We start from the raw sequence: 25,264 nt of genomic DNA on the forward strand, positions 1-25,264 counted from the left end.
ACATGGAACGCAGATGACCTTCCTGTGGATCAGCAGTTGTCGAAAGAGGTTCTTCAAAAGGTTTAACGTTAATGTGCTCTTGCTTTGTACTTGCCGGTATGTTGCAGATTAACCTTGACCTCCACTTTGTCGAGGGAATTGGCATCCAATTTGAAATCCGTTTTCCGGTTAAGTTCATGCCATTTTTGGGGGTAGTTCCTGTAAAGCCGTTCGCCCAATTGCAGCACGTCTATTTTCTTGCTAAGGCCTATCGCATAAGTTTTTCTGATTTGATCCTCAATCACTTGCTCCGCAAGCCTCTCCATGTCTTTAGTAGTGACATTCTCAACCATTTCATCAACATAGGCGTTTATTTTTAATTTAATCGTATAGTATACCTTACCATCTCGAATAACAGGCAGAATACGCGATTTCGGCTTAATCATAACAATTGCCGCGACAGGCTTCTTTATGTCTGGAATGTTGATCGGGGAACGCGCCAGTTTTTCTTGAAGCCATCGAAATCCCTCTAACTCTTTTTCGGACATCCACCCTAGGAATTGGCTATCCTGTGAATAAAACGCCCCATCGATTCTAAACATCGTTCTGGGTTGTTTGTCTTCGGTCCATGCTCCCTTGTCAATTGCGATCGAAGGAAGCATGGCCGATTGCCCCGCTTCATTGATCTCCGAAATAATCTTGAAACCGTAATGCGGCGTAATATACGAGCGCTGAGAATAGATCTGTGAAGGATTGTCCAATAAGGAATCTATCGGGGATAGATTCAGAATCGACTTCTGTTGAAATATATCGCGTAACGATTCTTTTGTTCCATACAATAAAACGTTATAACGGACTTCACGATAGCGGTTTAACATATCGTAAGCCTCTTTGACTCTTTGACCGTTACTTAAAAACCTTTCCGTGCAAACAATTGCTTTCACATGACCCCAATACACTCTCAATTGGGATGTCGCATAAATCGAATTAAACGTTTCAGTAACCGTTACCCCTTCCCCTTTTCCAATCCATAAGGGGACGTTTTTCCCTAGCTGTGTTGACTCGCTTTTGGCCACATTAGAAAAATTGAGTACCTGAACATAGGTTATATATTTTCCATCTTCGTAATCCATTCCAATCGCTGTTACATAGGCCATCGTTTGAATATCTTTGGAATTCCAACAACCCGTCTGGAATAACAGAATCGCAGTGATGATCACAAGGAGACTATATTTCCTCATTCGGCATTCTTCCCTTGATGGTCTGAATCGATCGTGTGCAGCTCTTGCGGACGATGAACGATTTTAACCCATGGGAACCTTAAAAAGCTCTTAAACATGTCTTTGTAATTGGGTGGGGACAACGGAGACAAGAAAGGAATACCGAATGATTTGATTCTAGACATATGAATCACCAACAAAATCATGCCCAAAATGAGCCCGTACATGCCAATGATCGCTGAAGCCAGGAAAATAAATAACCTGATCACACTTACGACTGTACCCAAGGTCTGATTAACAAGCGTAGCTCCCATGATTGCGGTAATCGCCCCAACCACAACCACCGAAGGCGAAACCAAACCCGCGCGTATGGATGCATCCCCAATGACTAACCCGCCGATGACCGTTAGCGTTTGTCCAATGGAGCTGGGCAACCGCACGCCGGCTTCCCGAAAAACCTCCAACAGAAACAGCAAGGTTAACATTTCCATTTGTGCGGATAAAGGTAAACCGATTCTTGCTACCGAGATCGTCGCCATGAGCCGAAATGGAATTTGATCTTGGTGAAATGCAGTAAGGGCTACCCAAAAGCCAGGCAGTAGAATAGAAATCCAAAAGCTAAAAAAACGGATTAATCGAGCAAACGATACGTATTGAAAGCTGAAATGAATATCCTCCGGAGATTTCATGATCAATGAAAAGTTCCCTGGTGCAATTAAGATCAAAGGGTTGCCGTCGACAATAAGAATAAACCTTCCAGCCAACAAGCAGTTGACCGCATAATCGGGCCTGCCGGTGAAGTCGGTTATAGGAAATAACGAAAATTTCTTATCGGTGAGCGCTTCTTCCACCTGGTTGATGCTATAAATGCCGTCGACATCGATTTTATTCAAGCGGGAACGAACTTCCAGCAAAATATTCGGGGCTAAAATGTCCTTAATATACATAAGTCCAATCTTCGTTCTCGTTCTTCTTCCGAGAATCGTCGTTTCACAGCATAAGGAATTGCTTCGAATCCGTTTGCGAATTAAGGCAATATTCGTCGACAAATCTTCCACAAATCCATCTTTCGGTCCTTTGATTGAAATCTCGACACTCGATTCATCAGGCGTGCGCTGAGGACGGTTACAAATATTAAGCTTGTACATCGCATCCGATGCTAAAAAAACGAGAAGCAGATCCCCTTGAAAGACGCAATCTGTCATTTCTTGCTCAGTTGCTTCTCCATCAAAGGAAATAAGCGGTAAAGAGCCCAGCGCATATCCGTTTTGCAAATATTCGAAACCATTTTCTTTATAGACAATATTCAATTCCGGCAGAACAATTTTCCCTATTTGAACCGCATCGCATAAACCCTCTGCATAGATCATCATAACCGTGGACGACGGGTCATCCTCACCAAATAGGTAAATCTGAATTTGTACGTCAGAACAATTTGCGAATAATTGCCGAAGCATCTGTTCTTTCGTTACGTCGACAGATTGAATATCGCTACCGCTCATGTCCTTCCCTCCTTGGTGGGTTTGGCCATCCATGCAATGACGGCTAAAACAATGGTTATACATAGAGTGAAAATCAAAGATACAGGAAAATAAATTTGATATATCCACAAATAGAATGTATTTTGGCTGTTTACAATGATGGAGAATATGGCTAGACCAAGCGTTAATATTAGAATAGTCCATCCTCGTTTGAATGGAATTAATTCCGCCAATAAAAAAAGAGCAAGACTGATTCGTACTGTTGCCCCAGCCAACCATTGATATACAGACAAGAAATCGACGTGTTCGATATACGAACCAATTTTAACAAGACGCCATTGCTCATACGGAGATACCATCTGTTTGGCAGCTTCATGAGGACCGAATTCCGTGATTGCTCCTATCAAAGGACCTAAAGTAATGTAGACCAGAATCATGCCCAGCAGCATCATTTGCCAAGCCCGCATTTTCGATTTAAAACGGTGCTGGAATAACAGCATCAGAATGATCTCCACCAATGCTCCTCCCGTATAAACCATACCGTTCAAAGCCGGCTGCCAGCCGTGCTCCAGAATGGGCTTGAGAAGCGCGAAATCCTTCTCCGACGTATTCGCAATGGAAACGAAGTATCCGAGACAGACGACCGTCGGAAGCAGAATGCCCGCACCTATCGCAATTGTGCGAATGCCCGTATAGGCCGCGTAAAAGCAGACCGAAACTAGTACAATGATCAATATAAATTGAGGGGTTGCGGGCAAATAATTAGTGAATGTCCAAATCTCTGTCTGGATCACCGTCATGCCACCGATCAAAAACAATTCCACGCAAATCGGAGCTATAATGACCCATGCAATGAGAGGGCTGGTTTGGTTAGACAGCCACGTCCGCAGCTCCTGTTGCCCTGATTTCTTCATAATATAAACAAGCAGAGCACACCAGGGTATGTAGAGAACTGCCGTCATTAGTACAGATATCCAAGCATCCCTTCCCGATGCATCCAAAACGAGCGGATTTACAATAACATGACTAGTCAAACCATTGAACAGCATCATGACCATAATAATTGATACAATACCGATTTTCCCTTGTGTTCCGTCCATATCATTTCCCTCGCCTGCAGCCATGAATAGCCGGTAGTTATTACGAACAGAATCTTTTGTAATTTTATCCTTTTGTTGCATTTATTATTCACGGGGTCAGGTCATCGCCAGATAGTTCGATGGAGTTCAAATAGACCCATGCAAATTTGCATGGGCCTATTTGAACTATTTTAAACCTGACAGCCTACTACTTAATTACCTGGAAGTTGGCGAATTGAATGTCAGCCGTCGGCATACCGGAAGTAATTTTACGGTAAAGCCCCCACTTCGGACGGACGATGTCCGCACCGCTTCTCCACATATCCTTAGTGCCGCTGTAGGACATGAGCGTGTTGCCGCTGGTCACGTCCGTCAGCGTCATGCTCAGGCTGCCGCTGTCGCTGGCCTGGAACTTAACCGTGGCTTCCACCCACTTACCGACAATATTGGATTTGGACGTTTGTGCAAGCGTGGAGAGCGGCCCGTTCGGGCTGTGACGGAACGTCAAGTCATTGGCATCCAACGAAAAAGTGAGAATCGGATCGGCGTCTTCCGTCCCGTTTTGCGCTTTGATTTGGAAGATATGGCAGAATGACGACTGGCCGAAGTCGTTCATGACCCTGAAACGCCATTTGTAGGTGACCGTTTCGCCTTGTTTGCCCACGACGTTATCTGGTGATTTGTTGTAGCCTTTGAGCTCAACCCGTTGACGGTCGGTGTTGCTGCCATCATAATCGCCGCTATCGTTCAAGTGGAATTGGAACACATTTCCGATGCTCGAAGAAGTCGTTTCTCGAATATGCTCGGAATCCGTAGGCCCATCGACCGGACTCGGCCCGAAGTATTGCTGGAATATTTCCAATGCGGATTTCCCCGTATTCGGACCGTCCGAATTCATCGTAACCGTTCCGGCCAGTGCCGTTGCGCTGAATGCGAAAGTCGACAGCAGGGCGACTCCGGCCATCATCCTTTTAAAGCTCTTCTTCATAATCGAATTCCTCCTTATTTTTTGGAATGAATTTATATATTGACATAACAATATTAGCCGGGACGTCTCCCGCAAGAATTGCAAGCGCTTACAATATTATTTTAAGGACAATAAGGGGACTTTTAAATGTAATATTTTATGGTGTATTGTGATTTTTAATCATCCGGGGAGACCCTAACGTAAACCGTCCGCTACATCTTTTGCACGAGCTCGTTTATTACCTTAATGTCCACACAACTTGTGTATAATTGCAATATCATACCTCTAGGATGTATTTCATGAAATGCAGGAGTAAGCAAAACATTTGGTTATGCGTTGTATGTATGATTAAGAGAGGAGTTCGTGATCGGCTATGATCTATACAGCTCTTGGAGATTCCATCACATTCGGGGAAAATGCCTCCTCCTTTGCCAATGCTTATCCCCAATTGGCCGTGTCTGCATTACATTCAAGCTCCCATAAGGCTACTTGTTATGTTATGGCTCGACCTGGTTGGACCAGCCATGATCTCCTGGATTCCGTGATATGGCGGGGGGCCTCCATGATTAGGCCTGCCGATGTTGTGTCTATCTGGATCGGAGGTGTGGATTTAGCAAACGCTGCACTGATTTCTCTTCGAAATCAGCAGCCGTTAGCCGCAAAACAAATGGCAGGATACTACAGACGCCACCTAGGTGCCATCGTATCTCATATCAAAAAAGGATGCCATGCCCGCATCGTCTTCTGCACGCAGTACAACCCATTCCCTAACAGTCCTCTTGCCGCTGAGTCAGTGGACCAACTTAATCGTATAACAAGAGAGCTCGCCCAAAGTTACGATGTAGGTATTGCGCCCGTCCATACATGGTTCGAAGGCAAACAAGCGAATCTGATCTATGGATATCGAAATGGAAAGATTGAGGATGCCTTGAGCGGATCTCTGCCCATCCATCCCAATGATAAGGGGCATCAAGTTATTGCAGCGGGATTGGCCCCTTATCTTGCTCCTCGTAAATAGTATGGCGGGCTCCCTACATGATGGATATCCTTGGGGTTCTGGATGATGGCGAATAAGGCCTTGTAGCTGTCCCATAAGCAGATTCTGGATGGTTCCAAATCCAAATCCGAGCTTTAAGAAGAGGCGTAAGTGGAAAATCTCCCGCTAAATGCTCGAAAGATGAACTCACAAAGAATATAGAAGGAAAACTGCCGACAATTCGGCCGGATTCAGAGAATTCTCATAAAATCGGCGCAAATAGAGGGGGTTTTCCTGCTGAAAGGGCCTGACAAGCTTCTGCAATCAAATTATAGGGAATTTTTCCCTTATTTTGACCACAGAAGCATAACGGCACGAAAGGCTATCCCACAAGTCATAGAAATGACTGGAGATAGCCTCTCATTATTTGTAAAAAACTCACTGGCAATTCCGCTCTTATGCGTAGTCTCCCGGCTGTGTCTTGCTCTTCATAGCGACCCCGAAGTCTGTATAAATCCGCTGGGTCAAATCGATTCCTCTTGCTCCCGCAATATGATTGGCCAAGATCTGGAACGGAATAATCATGATGAACGGAGCCATGAACTCGTCCAGTTCCACCTCCAGACCAATCGTACGGTCATTCGCCGCTTTACCCAAGGTGACGGTATAGGTGTAGTTCGTAATCCGGCTCTCGTACGCACTTAGCAGCTCCATCCGGTCCTTGACCGGACTTTCCGTTTCAACGAAGAAAATACGGTGCTCCGGATTGACCTCAAGATAAGGTCCATGCATGAAGGCCTCCAGATCGATCCCCTGCGACGGCATACGAACCGTTTCTGAGAATTTCGTTTCAAATTCCTTCACCGTTCCGAAGGTTGGCCCGTAACCAACCGCCGAGAATCTGGGCGCGCTCGCCAAATTTTCCTTGTGCTGCTCGAAGAACAGCTCTGTTTTGGCGATCGTTTGCGGTATAGCGGCTGCCGCTGCGCGGAATTTATCAAGATGGGCCCGCTCCGCCTGTTCCGTCAGCGTTTTTTTCGCTACTGCCGTCTTTAAACCGGCGAGCATTAGCGTCAATACTGTCGCGATAAATCCTTTGGTCACGTAGCCGACTCTTTCCTTGCCGCAGCCGATATCAAGTGTCAAATCTGCCGCTTCGGAAATGGCCGTCGTCACATCACTCGTGAAGGCGACCGTTGTGATGCCTGTTTGCTGGCGATTCCGATTCAGTGCGCCGATCGTTGAAGTGCTCTGGCCGCTTTGCGAAATGCCGATGACGAGATCGCAGTGCGGACTGATTTTATCGTAATGCATAAAATTGAACGGTTCTTTGATGTCAATACGCACATCCGCCACTTTCTCGATATAATATTTGGCGCTTAGTGCGGCATTGATGCTTGAACCAGTCGCCAAAATAAGCCATTCCGCCTTATTGTTCGCCGCCAGCGCGAAGGCATCCACATTGCCCGGGTAGTTGGCGAGAATGCTTTCCGTTACCGCTTGCTCTTCTTGAATATAGGTCATCATTGTCGGTTTCATCGATTTTTTCCTCCCTGACGGTCCGTAGCGCTGCCGGCGCAGAATATCGCATTATTTATTGTATGCTCAAGCTTCGCTCTGCTTGTCATGCGCGTACAAGTCGGAGAGCAGCGACAGCCATTTGCCCGCAAGACCGACCCATACTTCCTTATAGGTGGCGCCATTCATTTGCGGCCAGTATGGAACATCCTCGTTCTCGAAGGTCTGTACGCCTACGGGAATTTCACCTACAATTTCGCCGCTAAGCACGCTGTACTGCTGCGCGAAGTTGTATCCTTCACCGTACATCAGGGATTGACCGAACGGATTCTTGCCTACTATCCACTGCAGCTGGCTCTCGGCAATCGAGATCAACTCCTGATCGTCAAGCAGCATGCCTGCCAAGGAGGCGGCTTTGCCTGTAGAAAGGACGATCGCCGTGTTGCCCTTGAATGAGAACCAAACCGGGAACCTCTTCAAGTAATAGTCTTCGTTCAGACGAACACCCTGCCTCAATTGCTCCGCATACAAAGCGGTCGCTTCCTCCCCGACCAGCAAATGCTGGAGTTCGAAGCTTTCACGATCCTGATTCTCATCCACATGGTAGATGCCGCTTGAAATCATGGGATAAGGCGCTGTAAAGGCGGTCAGAAACTTGATATACTCCCCATACCTTCGGACGGATTCCATCCAGCTGCCACGCTTGTCATGCTCTGACTGCGTCTTCAAAATTTCGCTAAAAGCCTGTAAATACATATGCTCTCTGGCCTGGTGGTTGAAATGCTGAATGACCTTCTTCTCCGGCGTCCGATAGAAGAAGCCCGCTACGTTCTTGCCGTCATCGGTTTGAATGCCGACAAGCTCTTGCGAATCGATGACATAGTCCAAATATTCGACAGCCTTGATGGCATAAGCAGCCTCACCCGTTAGCTGGTATTGGAGCGATGCCGACCATGAAGCTGTCGCCATGAACAAGCTTTCTGAGCTCATATAGGTGTGCTCCCAGAAGATAGGCTTCGGCGCAAAGCCTCTGAGCTCGAATTGCTCAATTGCATATTGGAAATCTTGGATCGCACAGGCTTTCAATTTATCCTTCAGCATATCTCCATCCTCCATGAACATGGCGATCTGCGCTTCGATGCCGGAGAGGATAAAGTTTTCATACGGGTTGTTGTGCACGCGGGCGGTCATATCGTCCATATTGCCCATGATGCCGTCCGACCAGATGCGGATACCTGCGCTTGTAGCCCGGAAGCCATCGCCGAATCGGGTCTTCAGAATGAAGTCCACTCCCCATTCCCCCTCTTCGACAAGACGAAGATACAGCGGATAATTGCGCTCCTTCACCTGATGAGCGATCTCGTACAGGGCGCATGCAACCTCTGCCGTCTGCACCAGTTGCTGGGATACATCGCCTGCATCATGCCATCCCCCATTAAAAATGATCGTGCCGCCGTTATGCCGGGCGAGAATGTCCTCATGGCAGCTGCCGTGAATGCCGTGCACCGGACAGCCGCAGCGTTCACAATAGATGAAGTTGATCGATTTCCAAATCGAATCCTCCCATCGGTCCGCCGTGCTGCCAATCTCAAACGGTCTTGTCAGCAACTCGCCGACCCGGACGATATACGTCCCTTCCTCCTTAAACGCGGAGAAGTCCACAACGGTGAAGCTGCCAATCGAGGTGCTCACATGCTTAACAGAACCGGTGAATTTCTCCTCTCCCGTCTCAAGCTCGATAACGGTGAAAGACGATGCCTGCTGCTCCGCCAAAATCATCGTTTTAGGTTGCTCCCTACTGTAGCCGTTGTGGGAGAAAATAATATCCTTGCTTCTTGGCTGCCACCCTTTCGAAATATTCGGATAGGATACCTTTTCCAAGATGACGTTGCGAATGCGATAGGTCATGGTATCGCCGGTAGCCCGATCTTTGCCGTACATATCATAGCAAAACTCAAGCTCGGTAATGCCGTCCCTCGGCAAGTCCGGAATTTCCATCGAGCATGCATTCCACTGGCGGTTTTTCAAATTGATGACATTCGAGCCTTCACGACGATAAATATCGGGAATTTTGATCGTACCGTCATTTTTTATGCCTACTTTTATATGTGGGTTTGACATCCCGCTGCAGTCCGGGTAAATTTCAAAGGAAATCCGATTGAAGTTCTCCCAATTCTCATGATCGAACGTCCGATAGATGCCTACATGCCCGTAAGTGCTGTAATCCCCGTCACTGGGCGAGCCCTCCGGCCATGTATCCATATCAAACGGAGAAGTCAGCTGCAGCAGGCCGCCTTCCAGCACGCTTGACGACCCGAGTCCACGATGCGTCCACCGCTCACCGCCCACGGCCTGATCGAGAATGACCACCCTGTCCAATACTTCCTTTTTCAAGCTGTCCGCTTCCAATGACGCACTCTCGTCCACCTTCAGCGGCCTGTGAATCAGATTTGACAGTGCGAGCTCACGTTCAATTTTCGATCCCATGATTCCGTTGTCCCCCTTTTTAAGCTTCCAGCTTGGATATCGTTCGTATAGCCAGCCATGCAGCGCCCTTCAATCCGATAACCGCCTCGTCGATCTCCGTCTTCTTCACGCCGTTAATTACGAAACGCATCGTCTTCCCCTGCAGCCGGGACTGCAGCTTGTCGATAAACCAGCTTCCGCTAACAACACCGCCGCCGAGTACAATCGTATCCGGATCGGAGAAGCGGACCATATTCATGATCGTTTCCGCTACAGCCTGCAGCGCAGTGTCCACAACCTCTGTACAGAGCGGATCACCGTGATCGTAGCCTGCAAAAATCTCTTCGACCCCTACGCGGCCTTCATTCGGGATGACAATGGCCGAATCGGGATAGGATGGCTTTAGCGCAACGATCCGATTATGCATCCCGAGCCCGGAAGCCAGCAGCTCCACACAGCCCTTCCTGCCGCATATGCATGAAATGTCGCTGTCATAATCCGCTACATGATGCCCAACCTCACCTGCATTGAAATGCCGGCCGATAATTGGCTCGCCGTTTACTACACAACGAGCGGCAATCCCCGTTCCAATATTCATATAAATAAAATTGTCCGAATAGGTGCCGCAGCCCCATCTCTGCTCCGCGAGCGTTGCACAGTAGACATCATTGCCGATTGTGCACGGCATCGCGAACATCTCGCTAATTTTCCAGGCGAGCTCGATCGGCTGGCTTCTGGAAGGATCAATTTCAAACCAGATGCCCTCTCTCGTATTGACCCGTCCTACTACGCCGATACCGATCGCCGCCACTTCACTGTACAGTCCCACATGTTCGATATAATCCCTGAGGCTTGCCGCTATCGTCTCGAATGCTTGCGCTTGCGACACCACTGTCGAAGCATAAACCTTGCTGCCAAGCACCTTGCCGTCCAGTGAAACCTCCCCGATCAAGATTTTGGTTCCGCCCAAATCAACAGCCAGTACAGACTTTTCCATCATCGTTCCTCCGTTTGGTCATCCTGAATGAACTCAACGAGCTCGCCGCCCGGCGCGCGAACATAGGCGAAGCTTAAGCCGACAGTTTCGCCCGAGCGGGTCGGAATATTGCTATGACGCGGATCCCCGAGAGGCGTAGCCCCTGCTGCTACGGCCCTGCGCACCGACTCCTCTATATCCATCGTGCGAACAGCCAGATGCTCCCACATCCCGTCGACGAATTCCTTCTTCGTTTCGTAGATTTCCAGGAAATCGCCATCGCCCAAATCCACCAGCACCGCATGATCCTCAGCGCCATCCTTGCCCCATTCCACGACAAAGCGTGCGCTGAGACCTTCCATGTAAAACTTTACCGTACCTTCAATATCCCGTGTCTTCAGGCAAACATGATGAATGCCCTTCTTTTTAGTAGTCGTATACATCGTCCCACTCACTTCCCGAAATTGTGATGAGCTGCTGGCCGCAAACCGGTATTAAACCAGACTCCAATCAAAAATCACGCAGGTTTTCTTCAATGTGCCATCAGCAATCCCCGCATACACTTCTCCGCATGCGCTTGGCGCATAGATATCATAAATGTTTTCTACCTGGATCAGCCCGTCGCGAATCCATTCCATCGCTTTCCTGATGCTGCCATGACTGCTGTTAGGATGGAACTCTGAAGAATGTCGCGGAAGCGACCACTCGAACCCGGAATTAACCTGTATAAATCCATAAAAAATGCTGCGCAGCAACTCATGCGCAAACTTTTCCGTCGAACGGTACCAAGGCACGCCGATCAGATACAGATCCCCGCCTTTGCGGAGGTTGGTAATTAAGGAATACACCGCCTCTTCCCTGCCGGAGCAGTCCATCGCCAATCCAGCCGTCCCCTTAAGTCCCGGCACCTCATCCGGTGAAGCGTATACATGACGCAATCCACAAGAGCGTGCTGTTGCTCTGCGGCCCTCGTTCGGATCGAAGGCATAGACCTCATAGCCGCAATGCTGCATCACTTGCGCGCACATTAGGCCCACTACGCCAAGTCCCGTTACCATCACCGATTCTGTCGGGCGGATTCGGGAATGAATCATGGAAGTCATCGAGACAGCCGGGAATCGGCCGATCACAGCATGCTCAGGCTTCATTCCAGCCGGGACAGGAATGTAATCACTGAATTTGACCCGGCTGTATGCTTGATGTGGGGACAATGCAAGCACATGCTCCCCCTTCCCCACATTTGTAACCGCTTCGCCTACCTCAAGCACCTCGAGGATAGCCGCATAGCCAGTCTCTACCGGATACTTCATTCCTCCGGAATAGTCCATATACGCACCCATCTCCGAGCCGTTCGAAATGAGCGATACGATCGTTCGCCCTATAATTTCATCGGCTGCAAGCGGCAATGGCTCCCAATCGCACTGCACAAGCGATGCTTGTTGCTCGCCTGTGAACTTAATCGCCTGATTTGTCTGTATCACAATAACAACTCCCGCCGGGTTAGTTTAAGCTGCTCCAGCAGCCCGGCATAACACCGTTCTGCGCCATCAAACTGGGGATACCCCTTCTCCGATTCATGCTCGACAATCAGCCATTCGGTGCCTGAACGGCTGCATGCCTCAAGAATAGCCGGCCAATCATTGTCATCCGTCGTGCTGCCAATGAATGTCTCGTGGCCAAGCTCACGGGAGAACGGCTTGCAATGCACAAGCTGCACTCTCCCCGGATGATCTGCAATGACTTGAGCCGGATCAGCCTCCGCTTCGATGCAATTGCCTGTATCCAACTCCAGTATGACGCCGGAATGGGTATGCTCACTAAGAAGCGACCACGGCGTTGACTCGCCATAATGCGTATGAAACTCATGTGCATGGGTATGATAGCCGATACGCAAATTCCGCTTTTCCGCCAGCCCCGCAAGTTCATTGATGCGTCCTGCATATTGCACCCATACATCCGCGCAATCCTCGCTCATCTTGTGCCCAATTTGCCAAGGACCGCCCAAGGCCGGGATTATCATATTGGTCGTTCCGGCACGAGTATGGTAGTCCAATGTCGCTTCAATCGTATCTGCCTGCAGCAGCTTCCACTCCGTATGCCAGCCGCAGTTGACGAGTCCGATTTCCTCGAGCAGTCCTTTAATCTTCTCCGGCTCATGAATGAACGGGCCGTAGAACTCCACTCCTTCATAGCCGATTGCCTTGACTCTGCGCAACGTCGATTCCAGGTCGCGCTGAAACTCCTTGTATACCGAATACAATCCTAATGCTATTGACATCGAACTCACTGACACATCGCTCCTCTCTATGTTCTAGCTCTGGCGAACAGCCCAATCCGCACCGTTCTTCATGAGCTGAATCATTTGAGGATGGCCCAGTGCCTCCGGGTTATGTCCAGGAGTCAGCGCCACCACTTTGCCTGCGTCAGCCCTATGCGCCCATCCCCCTGCCGCCGTTACATGCTGGGAAGTGCTGAACAGAATGACATCGGTTCTCGTCGTGTCCACTTGACAGTAGTAATGCTCATCGATAGCCATGAACGCCTCGACGCCCTCGGTAATCGGATGCTTGAAGCTGGCCGCCGGGTTATTCGTCACCTCCACGTGATGGGGAGAATGCTCGACGAATCGGCCGGAGTTCAGCTCCACATAGAACGGGCTGTCCGGCTCGATCAGGACAAGTCCTGCATGTATGAACATAATGCCCATGCCGCCCTTCACCTTGCGGACAATCTGCCGCTGCTCATCCGGGGTCATATTGGTCTCCCCTGCAGGACGCCCGTTGGTAAAGAACATGACCAGATCTACCGCTGACTCGGTCTCAATCAAATCTCTAGTCCGGTCAGTAAGGACAACCTCCCACTGCTCCTCATCGAACACCCTCGCCATAACGGGATCAATGACTTCCTTCGGGTGGTTATAATCATCGCGTATAATATACACTAAGCTCTTCATTGTACCTGCACTCCTCGCCATTTCGATGTGTTAAGCTTCCATCATCCAAATTATAAAGGAGCGGTTAGGCATGTTTAAGGCTTCAGATTTTATATCGGGTACCAGAATTTCAGGTACTGCCGCCGGCAGGTTTGCCAGCTATCCAGCCCCGCCATTTATTTATTGGGTACAAACCCGGCCTTGCGGTATTCATTCGGCGATATGCCTTCCAATTCCCTGAAGACTCGGTGGAAGTGCTTCGCATTCTCAAATCCGATCTGCACGCCGATTTCCATCACCTTGAGATCAGTGCTTAGCAGCAGCTCCTTGGCTTTGTCAATCCGAACTCTTTTTATATAATGCACGAAGCTTTCTTTTGTGTAGCTCTTAAATGCCTGACTGAAATACGTATAGTTAAGCGATACGTGGTTGGAGACCATGGCCATGTTCAGGTCTTTGTTATAGTTGTCATGAATATATTGAATCGCCTTCTTCATATCGCGATAGTCGTTATGAATCAGCTTCATCGTGCTCACATAGGCATTCAGCTTATCGAGGAGACTTTCTACATGATGGAAGTAGTCATGGAAATCCTGAAAGTTGTGCATATGGACTACTCGCTTGTACAACCTCAATATTTCGACGGACTCCTCACCGTACACATTAAATACATGATCGAACAAAAGCTCATTAAAGGCCTGGCTGATTCCCTCCATGTAGGAAATATCGTATTGAAGGATGGTGTTAAGATCGAGAACTTCTTTGCAAAGCTGTTTGAACTCCTCAATACGATCCGTACCAAGCATGTTGGCCATCTTCTTGATTGATTGAATCGGCAATGTATAGACCTGCTGCTTATCTGCGATTGACTCATAGGCCACGAATGCCGGGTACGAGTGGAAGATCGTATATTTGAGCGCCTTGTCTGCCTGCTGATAGCATTCCTGCAGCTCTCCCAGCGCGGTGACCCACCCACTGAAACCGATCTTCACGCTCATGCTGCCCTTGTCGTAGATACGACGCGTCAGATGCGGCAGCATCTCCCTGCTGCCTGTCAGTACAATCATTTCGCTGTTCTTATTGAAGAATCGCAGGGTGCGCTGACAAACCTCCTGCCCCATCTCCGTAATCATATCATCGACGTAGCCGAGCCGATGCTTCTGGTCATGCCGCGCAAGGTCTGCATCCGACCAGCGCAGCAAAGCAAGCTGATATCCATCCTGCAGACCATAGAGCTCCAGCGACTGCAGCTGCTTCTCAATCTCCCGCTCCCCCAGTATCGGCTGAAGAAACAAATAATTGAGCTGCACCTCTGTGTACTCCTTCGACTGCCGTACATAAGCTTCAAACCGCTGTGTCTGCTCTTCCTTCCTGACGATTCTGCTCTCCAGTTGCTTCAGGCCATCGAACAATTCCTCCCGGACAATGGGCTTCAGGAGATACATGCGAACCTCGCAACGAACCGCTTCCTTCGCATACTGAAAATCGTCATAGCCGCTCAAGATCATGACTTCAGGCTTTTGAGGAAGCTCTTGCGTCCTATGGATCAATTCAATTCCATCCATAACAGGCATACGGATATCCGTAATCATCAGATCGATTTGCCGCTGATCCATAATCCCCAGCGCTTCGGCGCCGTTAGCAGCGAGCGTAATGGCATACTGTCCGGGAAACTCCCGCTCGATGATTGCTTTGAGCCCGTTTTGGATATTCTTTTCATCATCTACAATTAGAAGACTACGCATGGCCCTTAACACCTCCTGCTAGTATGAGTTTTGGCAGCTTGATGCTGACCGACGTATATTTGCCTTCTACGCTTTGTACATAAATACCGTAACCGTTCCCGTAGTTCATCTCTACACGTTGGTTCACATTGCGCAGCCCGATCCCGCTGCCTTTAAACGTTTCTTCTCCGCTGTCCCGATACATCTGACGGAAATCCAGATCGTTCATTCGGATCATCTGATTAATCCGCTGCTGCCGCTCTGCGCTGATCCCGCGACCGTTATCAATAATTTCGATTACCGTAGCATCCTGCAAATCATCCACCTTAATGGAGAGTACCAGTGGCAGCTCCTCACCGTCTGCTGTCGTTTGCATACCGTGCTTGACCGCATTTTCGACAATTGGCTGGAGGGACATCTTGAGAATTTCCTGCTCCATATGAGTAGGAGGTACATCAAATTGCAACGAAATCCGGTCGTCATAACGAATATTCATAATGGCAATATAGTTGCGAATATGCTTGATTTCATCCTTAAGCCGCACATAGTTGCTCGTCCATTGAAGGTTATAGCGCATCATTCCCCCCAGTGAAGTCAAGGAATCGGAGATGACATACTGCCCCTCTACCTCCGCGAGCATCTTCAGATTTTCCAGCGTGTTGTACAGGAAATGGGAGTCAATCTGGTTCTTAAGCGCATTTAGCTCCGCTTCCTTCGCTGCCGCCTGTTTATTGACAGCATCTGCAATTAGTCCATTGATCTTCTTCATCAGCATTTTGAAGTGAGCGGCAATTTCACCAACTTCTCCGCCGCCATGAACGTCAATATTGACTTGGAAATTGCCGCCCCGCACACTCTTCATCGAATTTTGAAGCTTGCGAAGCCGCTTGAATAAGATTCTGCTCGTCAAATACGTAATGACGGACAAAATCAGAATGAGCATAGTACTTACAACAATGATCATATTTCGGGATATGCTGATTTTATGAAGCGAATCCTGCAACGAAACAACGTTGATGAGATAAGCATCGAGGCTATCCAATTTTTTAAAGATGCAAATATACGGCTCGTCATTGAATGCGATTTCAAAATGAGAGGCATCCGGGTTGTTCCTAATGGTCTGTTCCAGCTGCTGCTTCAGCTCGGTAATGGATACCTTGGCGAGCAGCGGAAACGCCGAGTTATAATAAACCCGCGAATCGCTGTCCATCATCAGCATTTGGGACTGCTCGTCCTGTACACTGCTGAATACTTTCGGCAGAAAATCATCCAGATACATATCGATCTGGACAATACCGACATTGCCTACGTAGTCGTAATTGATTTCCCTAAGCAACGAAACCTTCGCCTTCTTCTCTTGTACAACGGTCGCCCTGCGCAACACGTCTTTGTCGTCAGACTCAAATTGCCACAGCTCCAGCCCCTGATTCTGAATGACTTTATTGTACCAGGGCTCATCTGTCACTCTGCTTTCATTCAGAAAGATGGGCCACATTTCCTTTATATTAGGATTGTTGGCATACATGCGGATATGCGCAATGTTCGGATTGTTGAATTGGATACGTTGCAAGTTAGGAACGACATTGTTGGAGAACTCAAGCAGCGATAATGTATCCAGCTCCTGACTGAGGGTCATATAGTCCTTTACTTGACCATCCGAGAGCATCAGCTGCGCTGCTCGCTCCATCAGGTTGATGTTGTTCATAATGTTGTTGTATTCCATCTCCGTTATATATTGATTGGACCGCATCATTTCCTTGACTGTGTTTTTATAGAAATCATTGAACAAATAAATCGAGAAAACGATAATCGGAACGAGAATGATAAAAATATACGCGCCTACCAGCTTGGTTTGCAGCTTCATGTTGTCTATATGCCTAATTAGTCTGGTCCATCTATCAAACAGCTGTTGTCTCACCGCGCGATCACTCCCAAAAGCAACGTAAGCAAGAAGCCAGCGCCTCCGGCTGCCCGGACAATCGCCGCTCTTCTTGCTTTTTCTATCATAACCCAGCTTGCCACGCGCCTCCAGAAACTTGTTGGAAATATCGTCAAACTGGGCCCCGGATTCGGATAGCACTACTCTTTCATCGAACCGATCATAAAGCCCTTAACAAAATATTTTTGCAGGAATGGATATACGAATACGATCGGCAGTGTGGCAATGACCATTGTAGCCAGTTTGACCGACTGCGAAGTAACTGTTTTCTCCACAACGTTCGGGACGGATGAAGCAATCTGGTTCGAGCCCGACAACGCAATGATCCGGTACAGATACGTCTGAATAGGCTGCAAATCCGTTTTATTGATATAAATAACGCCTGCAAAATAATCGTTCCACTGGTATACGCCATGGAATAAAGCGATTGTCGCAACAACCGGCATCGATACCGGAATGATGACTCTGACGAAAATACCGAAGTCGTTGGCCCCGTCGATTTTGGCCGCCTCCTCCAAACCATACGGAATCTCACGAAAGAAAGTCATGAAGATAATGAGGTCAAAGAAGCTGAACATGGCCGGCAGAATATAAACGGCAAACGTATCAAGCAATCCCAGATCGCGAAGAAGCAAGTACGTTGGAATCAATCCACCGCTAAAGAACATCGTAATGGTGCCAATCATGAGATAGGCTTTGCGGCCAATCAGCTCTCTGCGGGATAATGCATAGGCCACCATGGCGGTGAAGAAGACGTGCAGGGCGGTACCGAGCAAGGTCTTGGCTACCGTAATGCCGAAGGCTGTCATCAAACCGTTATTGGAAAAAACGGTCGTATAGTTTTCGATAGTGAATACCCGGGGAAGCCAGTAGATTCCACCGCGCATCGCATCTGTTCCTTCATTGAAAGAGTTAATGAGCACATACCAAATCGGATAAATCGTCAGAAAGCAGATGATCAGCATGATCCCGAAATTGGCCCAATCGAACAGCCGCTCTGAGTTGCGTCGTATATTCATCTTCTCACCCTCCTAGAATAATGACGTATTGTTAATTTTCTTCGTTATGGTATTGGCTCCGATCAGTAGGATGAAGGCAATAACGGACTTCACCAAGCCAACGGCTGTGGCATAGGAATAACGGCCTTGCGAGATCCCAACCTGGTACACATAAGTGTCAATAACATTACTTGCAGATTCGTTCAATTGATTTTTCAGTATGAAAATCTGATCGAAATTGGAGTTCAGAATACCGCTGACAGCAAGAATAAACAAGATCGTAATCGTGCCCTTAATCATCGGCAGCGTGATGTAGAACATCTTCTGGAAACGGCCGGCGCCGTCAATGGTAGCGGACTCGTACAGCTCTGGCGATACACCCGTAATAGCGGCAAGATAGATGATTGCCGACCACCCAAGCTCCTTCCAAATGTTCGAGCTCACGACAATCGTCCAGAAGTATCCCGGCTCTGCCAGGTAACTGATAGGCTCGTTAATAAAGCCGAGTGCCATCAGCATTTTATTGACAATACCAATGTCAGCCAGCCAGGTCGTTAGAATTCCGCCAAGAATAACCCATGACAGAAAATGCGGCAAATAAGAGATCGTCTGGACTGCTTTCTTGAAGCGGATCGAACGCAGCTCATTCAAACATAAAGCGAACAAAATGGGAAGCGGAAAGCCGATCAGCAGCTTCAACAAGCTCATGCCGAACGTATTCTTGATAACGTATCCGAGGTTTTCATCTTCGAAAAATGCCTTGAAATGTTCCCATCCTACCCAAGGCGCATCACCGATCGAGTAGATAATGTCATACTCTTTGAAAGCAATAATAATGCCGTACATCGGCACGTAGTGAAAAATAATTAGCCAGACTATCCCCGATAGCGCCATCATTTGAAGCAGTTTCTGCTGCTTTAATCGTCTGACGATCCCTGAACCCCAGGTCTGGCCAGCAGCCTTGCTTGTTGATTGGTGTTGATCACTAACATGTGAACTCATAAGAGTGCTCCTCCTAATGTTTTGCTCCATCTACCTCCCGGCAAATTTAGTATAGATGAGTTCGCGACATACACATAAGGTTCGAGATTTTGTGTAAGGTACCAAAATTTCTGGTCATGTTGACATCTTGTAAAATTCAAATGTATTCTGATGTCAGCCTTGCAAGCGCAGTTCCACCCTAGTTCACCGGTTATCGATAGGCCATTCTTGTTGGCGCAGCATCTTAGTATTTAAATTTTCAGGAGGTCAAGGGCCGATCCTGCGGCATGGCATATTCGTATACACTAAGCCACAACAGCATTTCGTGAAAACGCTTAACTATCATTTTGCGGCTGTATTTCCCGAGGACAGCATTCCAGGAGCAGCCGAAACGAGAGGAGCACATGCTTTGAGAAAAATACAAAAGAACATCATGATAGCTACATTGGTTGGTATGGTATCCTTAACAAGCGCTTGCTCGTCATCCAACACGCCATCGGTGTCTAACACCGACTCCGTAAATTCGACGGCGACAGGCAAGCCGGACCCGAAAGGGCCAGGTTGGCAGTCGGATACGTCTCCGATCACATTTGACTGGTACATGAACTTCTCGTGGTTCACCCACAAGTGGGGAGATGACCTAACTACGCAAAATATTACAAAGAAAACGGGTGTCAACGTTAACTTGATCGTTCCGGCCGGTAATGAGAACGAGAAGATGCAGACAATGATCGCTTCGGGCAAGCTGCCTGACTTTATTACACTCAATGTAACAGATGATGCGGTGAAGAAAATGGTTGACGGCAAGTTGGTTCTGCCGCTTAATGAGTTGTCGGAACAGTATGAGCCCTATTTCATGAACAATCTCGATCCGGGCAAAGTCAACTGGTTTAAGGAAGCGGACGGCAACCTGTACGGCTACCCGAGTGACTCGCAGACCCCGCAGGATTATGTGAAAAATCCGGTGCCTCGTGCGACCAAGCAAACCTTCATTGTCCGCAAAGATATGTATGAAGCGCTGGGCAAGCCGGATATGCGAACACCGGAAGGGTTCTTGAATGCGCTCATAGCAGCCAAAGAGAAGTTTCCGGAGGTCGACGGACAGCCCCTTATTCCGCTCAACTTTCATGATTTTAATGAAAAGGGCAACTATACGTTCGACGATATTCTGCCTAACTTCCTGGCCATTCCTCATCAGAAAGATGGCAAGCTGTATGATCGCTCTACCGATCCCGAATATATGCGCTGGATGAAAACATTCCGTAAAGCCAATGAACTTGGGCTTATTGCAAAAGATGTATTCATCGACAAGCGTCCGCAGGTAGAGGAGAAAACGATACAGGGCCGCTACTTCGCCATGCTGTATGCTGTCGCAGACATTGAGGCGCAGAACCGCCATGTATATTTAAAAGATCCGAACAAAATCTACATCGCTATCGATGGCCCGGCAAATAGCAAGATGGCAGAACCGACGCTGCCTGGTCCGGATGTCTCCGGCTGGACGCTGACCCTCATCTCGAAAGATGTGAAAGATAAGAAAAGAGCGATTCAATTTCTGAGTTATTTAGCTAGTGACGAAGGGCAGCGGGACCTCTGCCTGGGCGTGAAGGGCGTTACCTACGATACGATCGACGGCAAGGATCAGTTCTTGGAGGAATATCTTAACAATCCAAAAGAAGGCGTCAAATATGGGGCAAAATATTTGTTCCCAATGGTAATGGATACCAATATGTGGCTGAAATGGGCGCCAAAGGACCCAGAACCGTACTTGACCAACTACAATTGGTCCAGGGGTACAAGCAAAGTGCATAACTTCTCAGAGTTCAAGCAATTGCAGCCACAAGGCAACTCCCCGGAAGGCATCATCTCGACGAAGGCGCAGCAGCTGTGGGGCAAAACGCTGCCGAAGATGCTCTTGTCGAAAAGCGATGCGGAAATGGAAGAAATCTTCGCCAAATTCCTTAAGGACCGTGAAAAGCTGGGCTACGATAAAGTAGTTTCCTATCAACAGGCTAAATATGAGAAGAACAAAAAGCAGTTGGGAATACAATAGTTAAAGGTAAGAAGTACAAATAGGCCTGCCATTGGTTCACCATCTGTACGCATGTAGACGTACTGATGGTGAACTGAAGGCAGGCTTCCATGTGTATGGTGACTCGTAACAGCTTTATGGGTGATGTTGAGGTTGTTTGGGCGGGTTGCGTTGCTAGTCCCCTGTTTCAATCTTAACCCCGATGGCATCCACTACATCAGCGCTGAAAATCGTTCCCGCCGAACCAGTATCAAGTAAAACATGCTTCAAGTAAAGTTTTTCGCCCCTATAACAAATCGTAACTTCTACAAATGGTAACCCGTATTTCACTTCGATATTCATCTGGGCCCTCTTACCCCCGCCCATTTCTCACGAAGTTTCAGCGTTTCACGGGATGTGTGAAAAAAGCCATACTCCCGATAAGGCTGTTCCCGATGCCCGTGCCCTATTCCTTGTCCCAAACCTAATTACAGCTTAAATTTGTCCACTAATACTTTCAATTCCTCTGCCATGTGTGAAAGGGCCGAAGATGAGGCTGAAATTTCTTCCATAGAAGCCAGTTGCTCTTCTGCAGCAGCAGAAACATTTTGGGTTCGGGATGCAGTTGCTTGAGCCACACTGGCGATTCCTTCAATGGCTTGTACAGCCTGCGTTGTTCCGGCGGAAATTTGCTGCGTTGCTGCTGAAACCTCTCGCGCTTGGCTATTAACCTCATCGACAAAGTGTTCAATCTCGGAAAATAAGCTTCCTGCCGTATGCACGACTTCGATTCCCAAAATTACTTCCTCCGTTGCCGATTGCATGGATTCCTGAACCTTATCAATCTCATCTTGAATGACATGGATCAGATCAGCAATTTTTTCCGCCGATTGGGAAGATTGTCCGGCAAGTTTCTTTACTTCATCTGCTACTACAGCAAATCCACGTCCGTGCTCGCCTGCCCTAGCCGCTTCGATTGCAGCGTTAAGAGAGATTAAATTGGTTTGCTGCGAAATTTGCGTGATTGCTTCAGTGATTCGGCTAATCTCTTGGGAAGTAACTGCTAGTTGGGTAATAACTTGTGCGAGTCCATTCACAGAACTACTAATGGAACTCATCTGTCCTATAGCGGTCTGAATAGCGCGTCCGCCTTTCGATGATTTCTCAGAGGCTGTTGTTGTAGTCTCCGCTACAGATTGTGCACTTACTGCAATTTGCTGAATTTTTACCGATACTTCTTGGATCGTTTGGACGCTTTCCTCTACCTTGTAAACCTGCTGACTGGCCCCGTCCGCCATCTGTTCGGTAATACCCGCAATATGTTCAGTGACCTTGGAACTTTGCCCTGCGCTTGCCGATAGCTGCTCCGAAGAAGCAGCCAATTGATTAGAGGATTGGCTTACTTCAAGCAAAACGGATTGGAACGATTCGCAAACATGGTTAAAGCTATTCGCGACGACTCGAAACTCGTCCTTTGTTCCGATTTGAAAGCGTGCCGTCAAATCGCCGTCGGCAAGTCGTACCGCAGCTTTCTCCATGTCCAAAACAACGCGAGTGATCGAACGATAAAGCGCCAAAAACAAATAGATGGACCCCAAGACCGCTACGATACAAATCAGTTGAATCAGAAACGTCATCTTGTTCCCGCTCGCAACACGCTCATGCAGACTTTGATCGATCCAATCGATCCGTCCATTCCATTGCTCATATATGCGATCTTCCACATCGCCCGACAACTGCAGCCAATCCTGTACATTCAGTGAAACTTTGAGCGGCAATACAACTTTGGACTGAACGTCATCCAGCATACGCTTAACGGCTTCCTGCGTTTTCGCGTCTCCATCTTTCACCCCATGATGTGCGGCTGCTTGACCGGGGTCCGAAGAAGCTTGATAAATAGCCGTCCATTCCGTATCGACCGCTTCCGCTTCCGCCGCGATCTTATTCTTATCATTCACACCGATTGTCGATTGCGTAACTGCCATCAGCATATCGACCTGAAAATTGTCGAAATGGAGCAAAAGCTTGGGAAATTGCCGAATGGTCTCATCCTTTATTTGAAATAATCCTGGTTGAGAATCCAAAAGAAGGCCCGACTCTATGCCCAACCTATCAATTATTCTCGATAACCGGTTTAACAGTACCGTATGAGCTTCAGAGCTTTCGATGCGTTTTAGTTCTGTCCCTTGCGCTTTTAATTGGTTCCATCGGCCGACGAAATCACTCCATGTCTCTTGCAGTGATTTATCCCCACCTTCTTTCGCCACATAGAATCCAAGAGTTTCTATCGCAATATCTGCTTTGGTTTCTGTAGCTTGGAAGCGCTCGCCATCCGACGGATTCGTACGAGCACTTTCCAAAAGCGTCCGATGCAGTTCCAGCGTGCGTAAAAGATCGCCTGCTGTACGAACAGCCGCCAAACCATCAATCTGCTTCCGAACAGCAGATAGCGAGGCGCGGGTGTCGATAACGGATTGTCCAGTCAACACGAGCAATGGCACGAGCACTACAATGCCAATCAACGCAAACTTACCCAAGAACGATAGCCGATTTAACAATAATATCCCTGGTTTTAAGCCAAGCGACCCGAAAGACCGCGACCATCGAATGAGAAAAACAAATCGTTTTATAGCAAAGATCCCCCTTCTTTTCAATATCGAATAAATATAATTTTTCCGATAAATTTACTGTGTTTTGGATTCTAACATGAAGATTTTACCATGTCAACAGTTGGAAATCATAAGAATTCGGCCATTAATCATGCCCTCACTTTTTTTGTTGACAGATGTTTCCTTCGATGCTAGATTAATTCCAACACAATACCAAGTAAACACATAGGAATTAAATTGTAATTGGTTTTGCCAAAAATTTAAGCAGTAAAGAGAGGGGTCATTATTTATGGGGAACACATTCGCTTGGAAGCCGCTTTTAAAACGAACATCGTTATTTTTCGTGCTGTCTGCACTCGTTGCTAGTACAGTGGCGTGCGGAGGCAAGGAGACATCGACACAGCCGGCTACCACGGCGGCAGCTACAGCAGCGGCCAGCGCCAAACCGGCAGGGGGCAAATCCTACGAGCTGCTCAACGTATCGTATGACCCGACGCGGGAGTTATATGAAGCGTACAACAAAGCGTTCGCTAAGCAGTATGAGGAGAAGACTGGCAACAAAGTGACAATCAAGCAGTCTCATGGCGGTTCCGGCAAGCAAGCCCGGTCCGTCATCGACGGTATCAAAGCCGACGTGGTTACACTGGCGCTGTCCGGAGATATCGATCCATTGGAGAAGGAAGGCCTGATCCAGCCGGGCTGGCAGAAGGAGTTCAAAAACAACAGCGCACCTTACACATCAACGATCGTGTTTCTTGTGCGCAAGGGCAATCTGAAAGGCATCAAAGACTGGGATGATTTGGTGAAACCGGGCATCGAGGTCATTACGCCGAATCCGAAAACATCAGGCGGCGCGCGCTGGAACTACATTGCAGCCTGGGCGTACTCGCTGGGCAAAGGCAACGGTGAAGCACAAACCAAAGCGTTTATCGGCAGTCTTTACAAGAACGTCAAAGTGCTAGGCACTGGCGCCCGCGATTCAACAATAACATTTGTTGAGCAGGGGATTGGCGACGTGCTGATCGCTTGGGAGAACGAAGCCTTGTTATCCGTTAAATCCGAACCGAACAAGTATGAAATCATCTATCCGTCCGTCTCCGTCCTTGCTGAGCCGCCAGTCGCGATCGTAGATAAAGTTGCGGATAGCAAAGGCACGCAGGAAGTTGCCAAAGCGTATCTCGACTATTTGTACAGCGATGAGGGCCAAACGATTGCAGCGGAGAACTTCTACCGTCCGTCATCTGAGGCGATTGTGAAGAAATATGAGTCAAAATTCCCGAAACTTAAGCTGGTAACGATCAATGACGCGCCATACGGCGGTTGGGCGAAAGTGCAAACCGTTCATTTTAATGACGGGGGAGTCTTCGACCAGATTTACAAACCGGCAGCCAAATAAAAGGGGCTAACC

At 48.1% G+C, this 25,264-nt stretch carries 20 protein-coding genes; 3 read left to right on the plus strand and 17 right to left on the minus strand.

Features of this window, described 5'->3' with window-relative positions; genetic code table 11:
* Positions 1-68: 68 nt before the first annotated feature.
* From GC097_RS18095 to GC097_RS18110, 4 genes are all read right to left on the minus strand, one after another.
* Positions 69-1,220 (minus strand): Ger(x)C family spore germination protein, encoded by a 1,152-nt coding sequence (locus tag GC097_RS18095; protein ID WP_171684699.1) that lies wholly within the window; start codon positions 1,218-1,220, stop codon positions 69-71.
* Positions 1,217-2,701 carry a spore germination protein gene (locus GC097_RS18100; protein ID WP_171684700.1) on the minus strand — a complete coding sequence of 495 codons (1,485 nt, stop codon included), beginning with the start codon at positions 2,699-2,701 and terminating at the stop codon, positions 1,217-1,219. The genes GC097_RS18095 and GC097_RS18100 overlap by 4 nt, the downstream gene beginning before the upstream one ends.
* Positions 2,698-3,861 carry a GerAB/ArcD/ProY family transporter gene (locus GC097_RS18105; RefSeq protein ID WP_246294321.1) on the minus strand — a complete coding sequence of 388 codons (1,164 nt, stop codon included), beginning with the start codon at positions 3,859-3,861 and terminating at the stop codon, positions 2,698-2,700. The genes GC097_RS18100 and GC097_RS18105 overlap by 4 nt, the downstream gene beginning before the upstream one ends.
* Before the next feature lie 106 nt (positions 3,862-3,967).
* Positions 3,968-4,747, minus strand: a complete 780-nt coding sequence (locus GC097_RS18110) for a heparin lyase I family protein (protein WP_171684702.1) — start codon at positions 4,745-4,747, stop codon at positions 3,968-3,970.
* Positions 4,748-5,099: 352 nt separating this feature from the next.
* Between GC097_RS18110 and GC097_RS18115 the strand changes: the two genes are divergently transcribed.
* Complete coding sequence (locus GC097_RS18115) at positions 5,100-5,744, plus strand: SGNH/GDSL hydrolase family protein (protein WP_171684704.1); 645 nt, start codon at positions 5,100-5,102, stop codon at positions 5,742-5,744.
* Positions 5,745-6,158: 414 nt separating this feature from the next.
* Here the strand turns inward: GC097_RS18115 and GC097_RS18120 are convergent, their stop codons facing one another.
* The 11 genes from GC097_RS18120 to GC097_RS18170 form a co-directional block, all read right to left on the minus strand.
* On the minus strand, positions 6,159-7,241 hold the full coding sequence (locus GC097_RS18120) for an SIS domain-containing protein (protein WP_171684706.1): 1,083 nt from the start codon (positions 7,239-7,241) through the stop codon (positions 6,159-6,161).
* A 66-nt stretch (positions 7,242-7,307) separates the two neighbouring features.
* Positions 7,308-9,707 (minus strand): glycoside hydrolase family 9 protein, encoded by a 2,400-nt coding sequence (locus GC097_RS18125; protein ID WP_171684707.1) that lies wholly within the window; start codon positions 9,705-9,707, stop codon positions 7,308-7,310.
* Positions 9,708-9,726: 19 nt separating this feature from the next.
* Positions 9,727-10,683: an ROK family protein gene (locus tag GC097_RS18130; RefSeq protein ID WP_171684708.1), complete on the minus strand. Its 957-nt coding sequence runs from the start codon at positions 10,681-10,683 to the stop codon at positions 9,727-9,729.
* Positions 10,683-11,105 (minus strand): VOC family protein, encoded by a 423-nt coding sequence (locus tag GC097_RS18135; RefSeq protein WP_171684710.1) that lies wholly within the window; start codon positions 11,103-11,105, stop codon positions 10,683-10,685. Before GC097_RS18135 ends, GC097_RS18130 begins: the two co-directional genes overlap by 1 nt.
* A gap of 51 nt (positions 11,106-11,156) precedes the next feature.
* A complete protein-coding gene (locus GC097_RS35040) occupies positions 11,157-12,143 on the minus strand; it encodes a zinc-binding dehydrogenase (RefSeq protein WP_171684711.1) in 987 nt (328 codons plus the stop codon).
* Positions 12,140-12,940, minus strand: coding sequence for a sugar phosphate isomerase/epimerase family protein (locus GC097_RS18145; RefSeq protein WP_171684713.1), 801 nt, complete (start codon positions 12,938-12,940; stop codon positions 12,140-12,142). Before GC097_RS18145 ends, GC097_RS35040 begins: the two co-directional genes overlap by 4 nt.
* Before the next feature lie 33 nt (positions 12,941-12,973).
* Positions 12,974-13,615, minus strand: a complete 642-nt coding sequence (locus tag GC097_RS18150; RefSeq protein ID WP_171684714.1) for a ThuA domain-containing protein — start codon at positions 13,613-13,615, stop codon at positions 12,974-12,976.
* A gap of 155 nt (positions 13,616-13,770) precedes the next feature.
* Entirely contained in the window at positions 13,771-15,339 is a 1,569-nt protein-coding gene (locus tag GC097_RS18155; RefSeq protein WP_171684716.1) for a response regulator transcription factor, read from the minus strand.
* Positions 15,332-17,398, minus strand: coding sequence for a sensor histidine kinase (locus GC097_RS18160; protein WP_312875695.1), 2,067 nt, complete (start codon positions 17,396-17,398; stop codon positions 15,332-15,334). The genes GC097_RS18155 and GC097_RS18160 overlap by 8 nt, the downstream gene beginning before the upstream one ends.
* On the minus strand, positions 17,398-18,276 hold the full coding sequence (locus GC097_RS18165; RefSeq protein WP_171684717.1) for a carbohydrate ABC transporter permease: 879 nt from the start codon (positions 18,274-18,276) through the stop codon (positions 17,398-17,400). Before GC097_RS18165 ends, GC097_RS18160 begins: the two co-directional genes overlap by 1 nt.
* 12 nt (positions 18,277-18,288) lie before the next feature.
* Entirely contained in the window at positions 18,289-19,257 is a 969-nt protein-coding gene (locus GC097_RS18170; protein ID WP_171684719.1) for an ABC transporter permease, read from the minus strand.
* 412 nt (positions 19,258-19,669) lie between these two features.
* On the opposite strand from GC097_RS18170, the gene GC097_RS18175 reads away from it, so the two are divergent.
* The gene (locus tag GC097_RS18175) at positions 19,670-21,289 is read left to right on the plus strand and encodes an extracellular solute-binding protein (protein ID WP_171684798.1); all 1,620 of its coding nucleotides are present in this window, start codon (positions 19,670-19,672) and stop codon (positions 21,287-21,289) included.
* A 153-nt stretch (positions 21,290-21,442) separates the two neighbouring features.
* Here the strand turns inward: GC097_RS18175 and GC097_RS18180 are convergent, their stop codons facing one another.
* Positions 21,443-21,610 carry a hypothetical protein gene (locus tag GC097_RS18180; protein WP_171684607.1) on the minus strand — a complete coding sequence of 56 codons (168 nt, stop codon included), beginning with the start codon at positions 21,608-21,610 and terminating at the stop codon, positions 21,443-21,445.
* Positions 21,611-21,735: 125 nt separating this feature from the next.
* Positions 21,736-23,784 carry a methyl-accepting chemotaxis protein gene (locus GC097_RS18185; RefSeq protein WP_171684720.1) on the minus strand — a complete coding sequence of 683 codons (2,049 nt, stop codon included), beginning with the start codon at positions 23,782-23,784 and terminating at the stop codon, positions 21,736-21,738.
* 361 nt (positions 23,785-24,145) lie between these two features.
* Here GC097_RS18185 and GC097_RS18190 point away from each other — a divergent pair, with 361 nt between their 5' ends.
* Positions 24,146-25,252, plus strand: a complete 1,107-nt coding sequence (locus tag GC097_RS18190) for a sulfate ABC transporter substrate-binding protein (protein WP_171684721.1) — start codon at positions 24,146-24,148, stop codon at positions 25,250-25,252.
* The last annotated feature ends 12 nt before the right edge of the window (positions 25,253-25,264 follow it).

Origin of the sequence: Paenibacillus planticolens (assembly GCF_013141725.1) — a bacterium.
Classification (GTDB): Bacteria; Bacillota; Bacilli; order Paenibacillales; family NBRC-103111; genus Paenibacillus_E; species Paenibacillus_E planticolens.

Coding starts and splice junctions, on each gene's coding strand:
- GC097_RS18150 (WP_171684714.1), bottom strand. CDS start 13,615: ATGAAGAGCTTAGTGTATATTATACGCGATGATTATAACCACCCGAAG.
- GC097_RS18130 (WP_171684708.1), bottom strand. CDS start 10,683: ATGGAAAAGTCTGTACTGGCTGTTGATTTGGGCGGAACCAAAATCTTG.
- GC097_RS18180 (WP_171684607.1), bottom strand. CDS start 21,610: ATGAATATCGAAGTGAAATACGGGTTACCATTTGTAGAAGTTACGATT.
- GC097_RS18115 (WP_171684704.1), top strand. CDS start 5,100: ATGATCTATACAGCTCTTGGAGATTCCATCACATTCGGGGAAAATGCC.
- GC097_RS18175 (WP_171684798.1), top strand. CDS start 19,670: ATGATAGCTACATTGGTTGGTATGGTATCCTTAACAAGCGCTTGCTCG.
- GC097_RS18095 (WP_171684699.1), bottom strand. CDS start 1,220: ATGAGGAAATATAGTCTCCTTGTGATCATCACTGCGATTCTGTTATTC.
- GC097_RS18120 (WP_171684706.1), bottom strand. CDS start 7,241: ATGAAACCGACAATGATGACCTATATTCAAGAAGAGCAAGCGGTAACG.
- GC097_RS18110 (WP_171684702.1), bottom strand. CDS start 4,747: ATGAAGAAGAGCTTTAAAAGGATGATGGCCGGAGTCGCCCTGCTGTCG.
- GC097_RS18165 (WP_171684717.1), bottom strand. CDS start 18,276: ATGAATATACGACGCAACTCAGAGCGGCTGTTCGATTGGGCCAATTTC.
- GC097_RS18145 (WP_171684713.1), bottom strand. CDS start 12,940: ATGTCAATAGCATTAGGATTGTATTCGGTATACAAGGAGTTTCAGCGC.
- GC097_RS18190 (WP_171684721.1), top strand. CDS start 24,146: ATGGGGAACACATTCGCTTGGAAGCCGCTTTTAAAACGAACATCGTTA.
- GC097_RS18135 (WP_171684710.1), bottom strand. CDS start 11,105: ATGTATACGACTACTAAAAAGAAGGGCATTCATCATGTTTGCCTGAAG.
- GC097_RS18125 (WP_171684707.1), bottom strand. CDS start 9,707: ATGGGATCGAAAATTGAACGTGAGCTCGCACTGTCAAATCTGATTCAC.
- GC097_RS18155 (WP_171684716.1), bottom strand. CDS start 15,339: ATGCGTAGTCTTCTAATTGTAGATGATGAAAAGAATATCCAAAACGGG.
- GC097_RS18100 (WP_171684700.1), bottom strand. CDS start 2,701: ATGAGCGGTAGCGATATTCAATCTGTCGACGTAACGAAAGAACAGATG.
- GC097_RS18105 (WP_246294321.1), bottom strand. CDS start 3,861: ATGCAACAAAAGGATAAAATTACAAAAGATTCTGTTCGTAATAACTAC.
- GC097_RS18170 (WP_171684719.1), bottom strand. CDS start 19,257: ATGAGTTCACATGTTAGTGATCAACACCAATCAACAAGCAAGGCTGCT.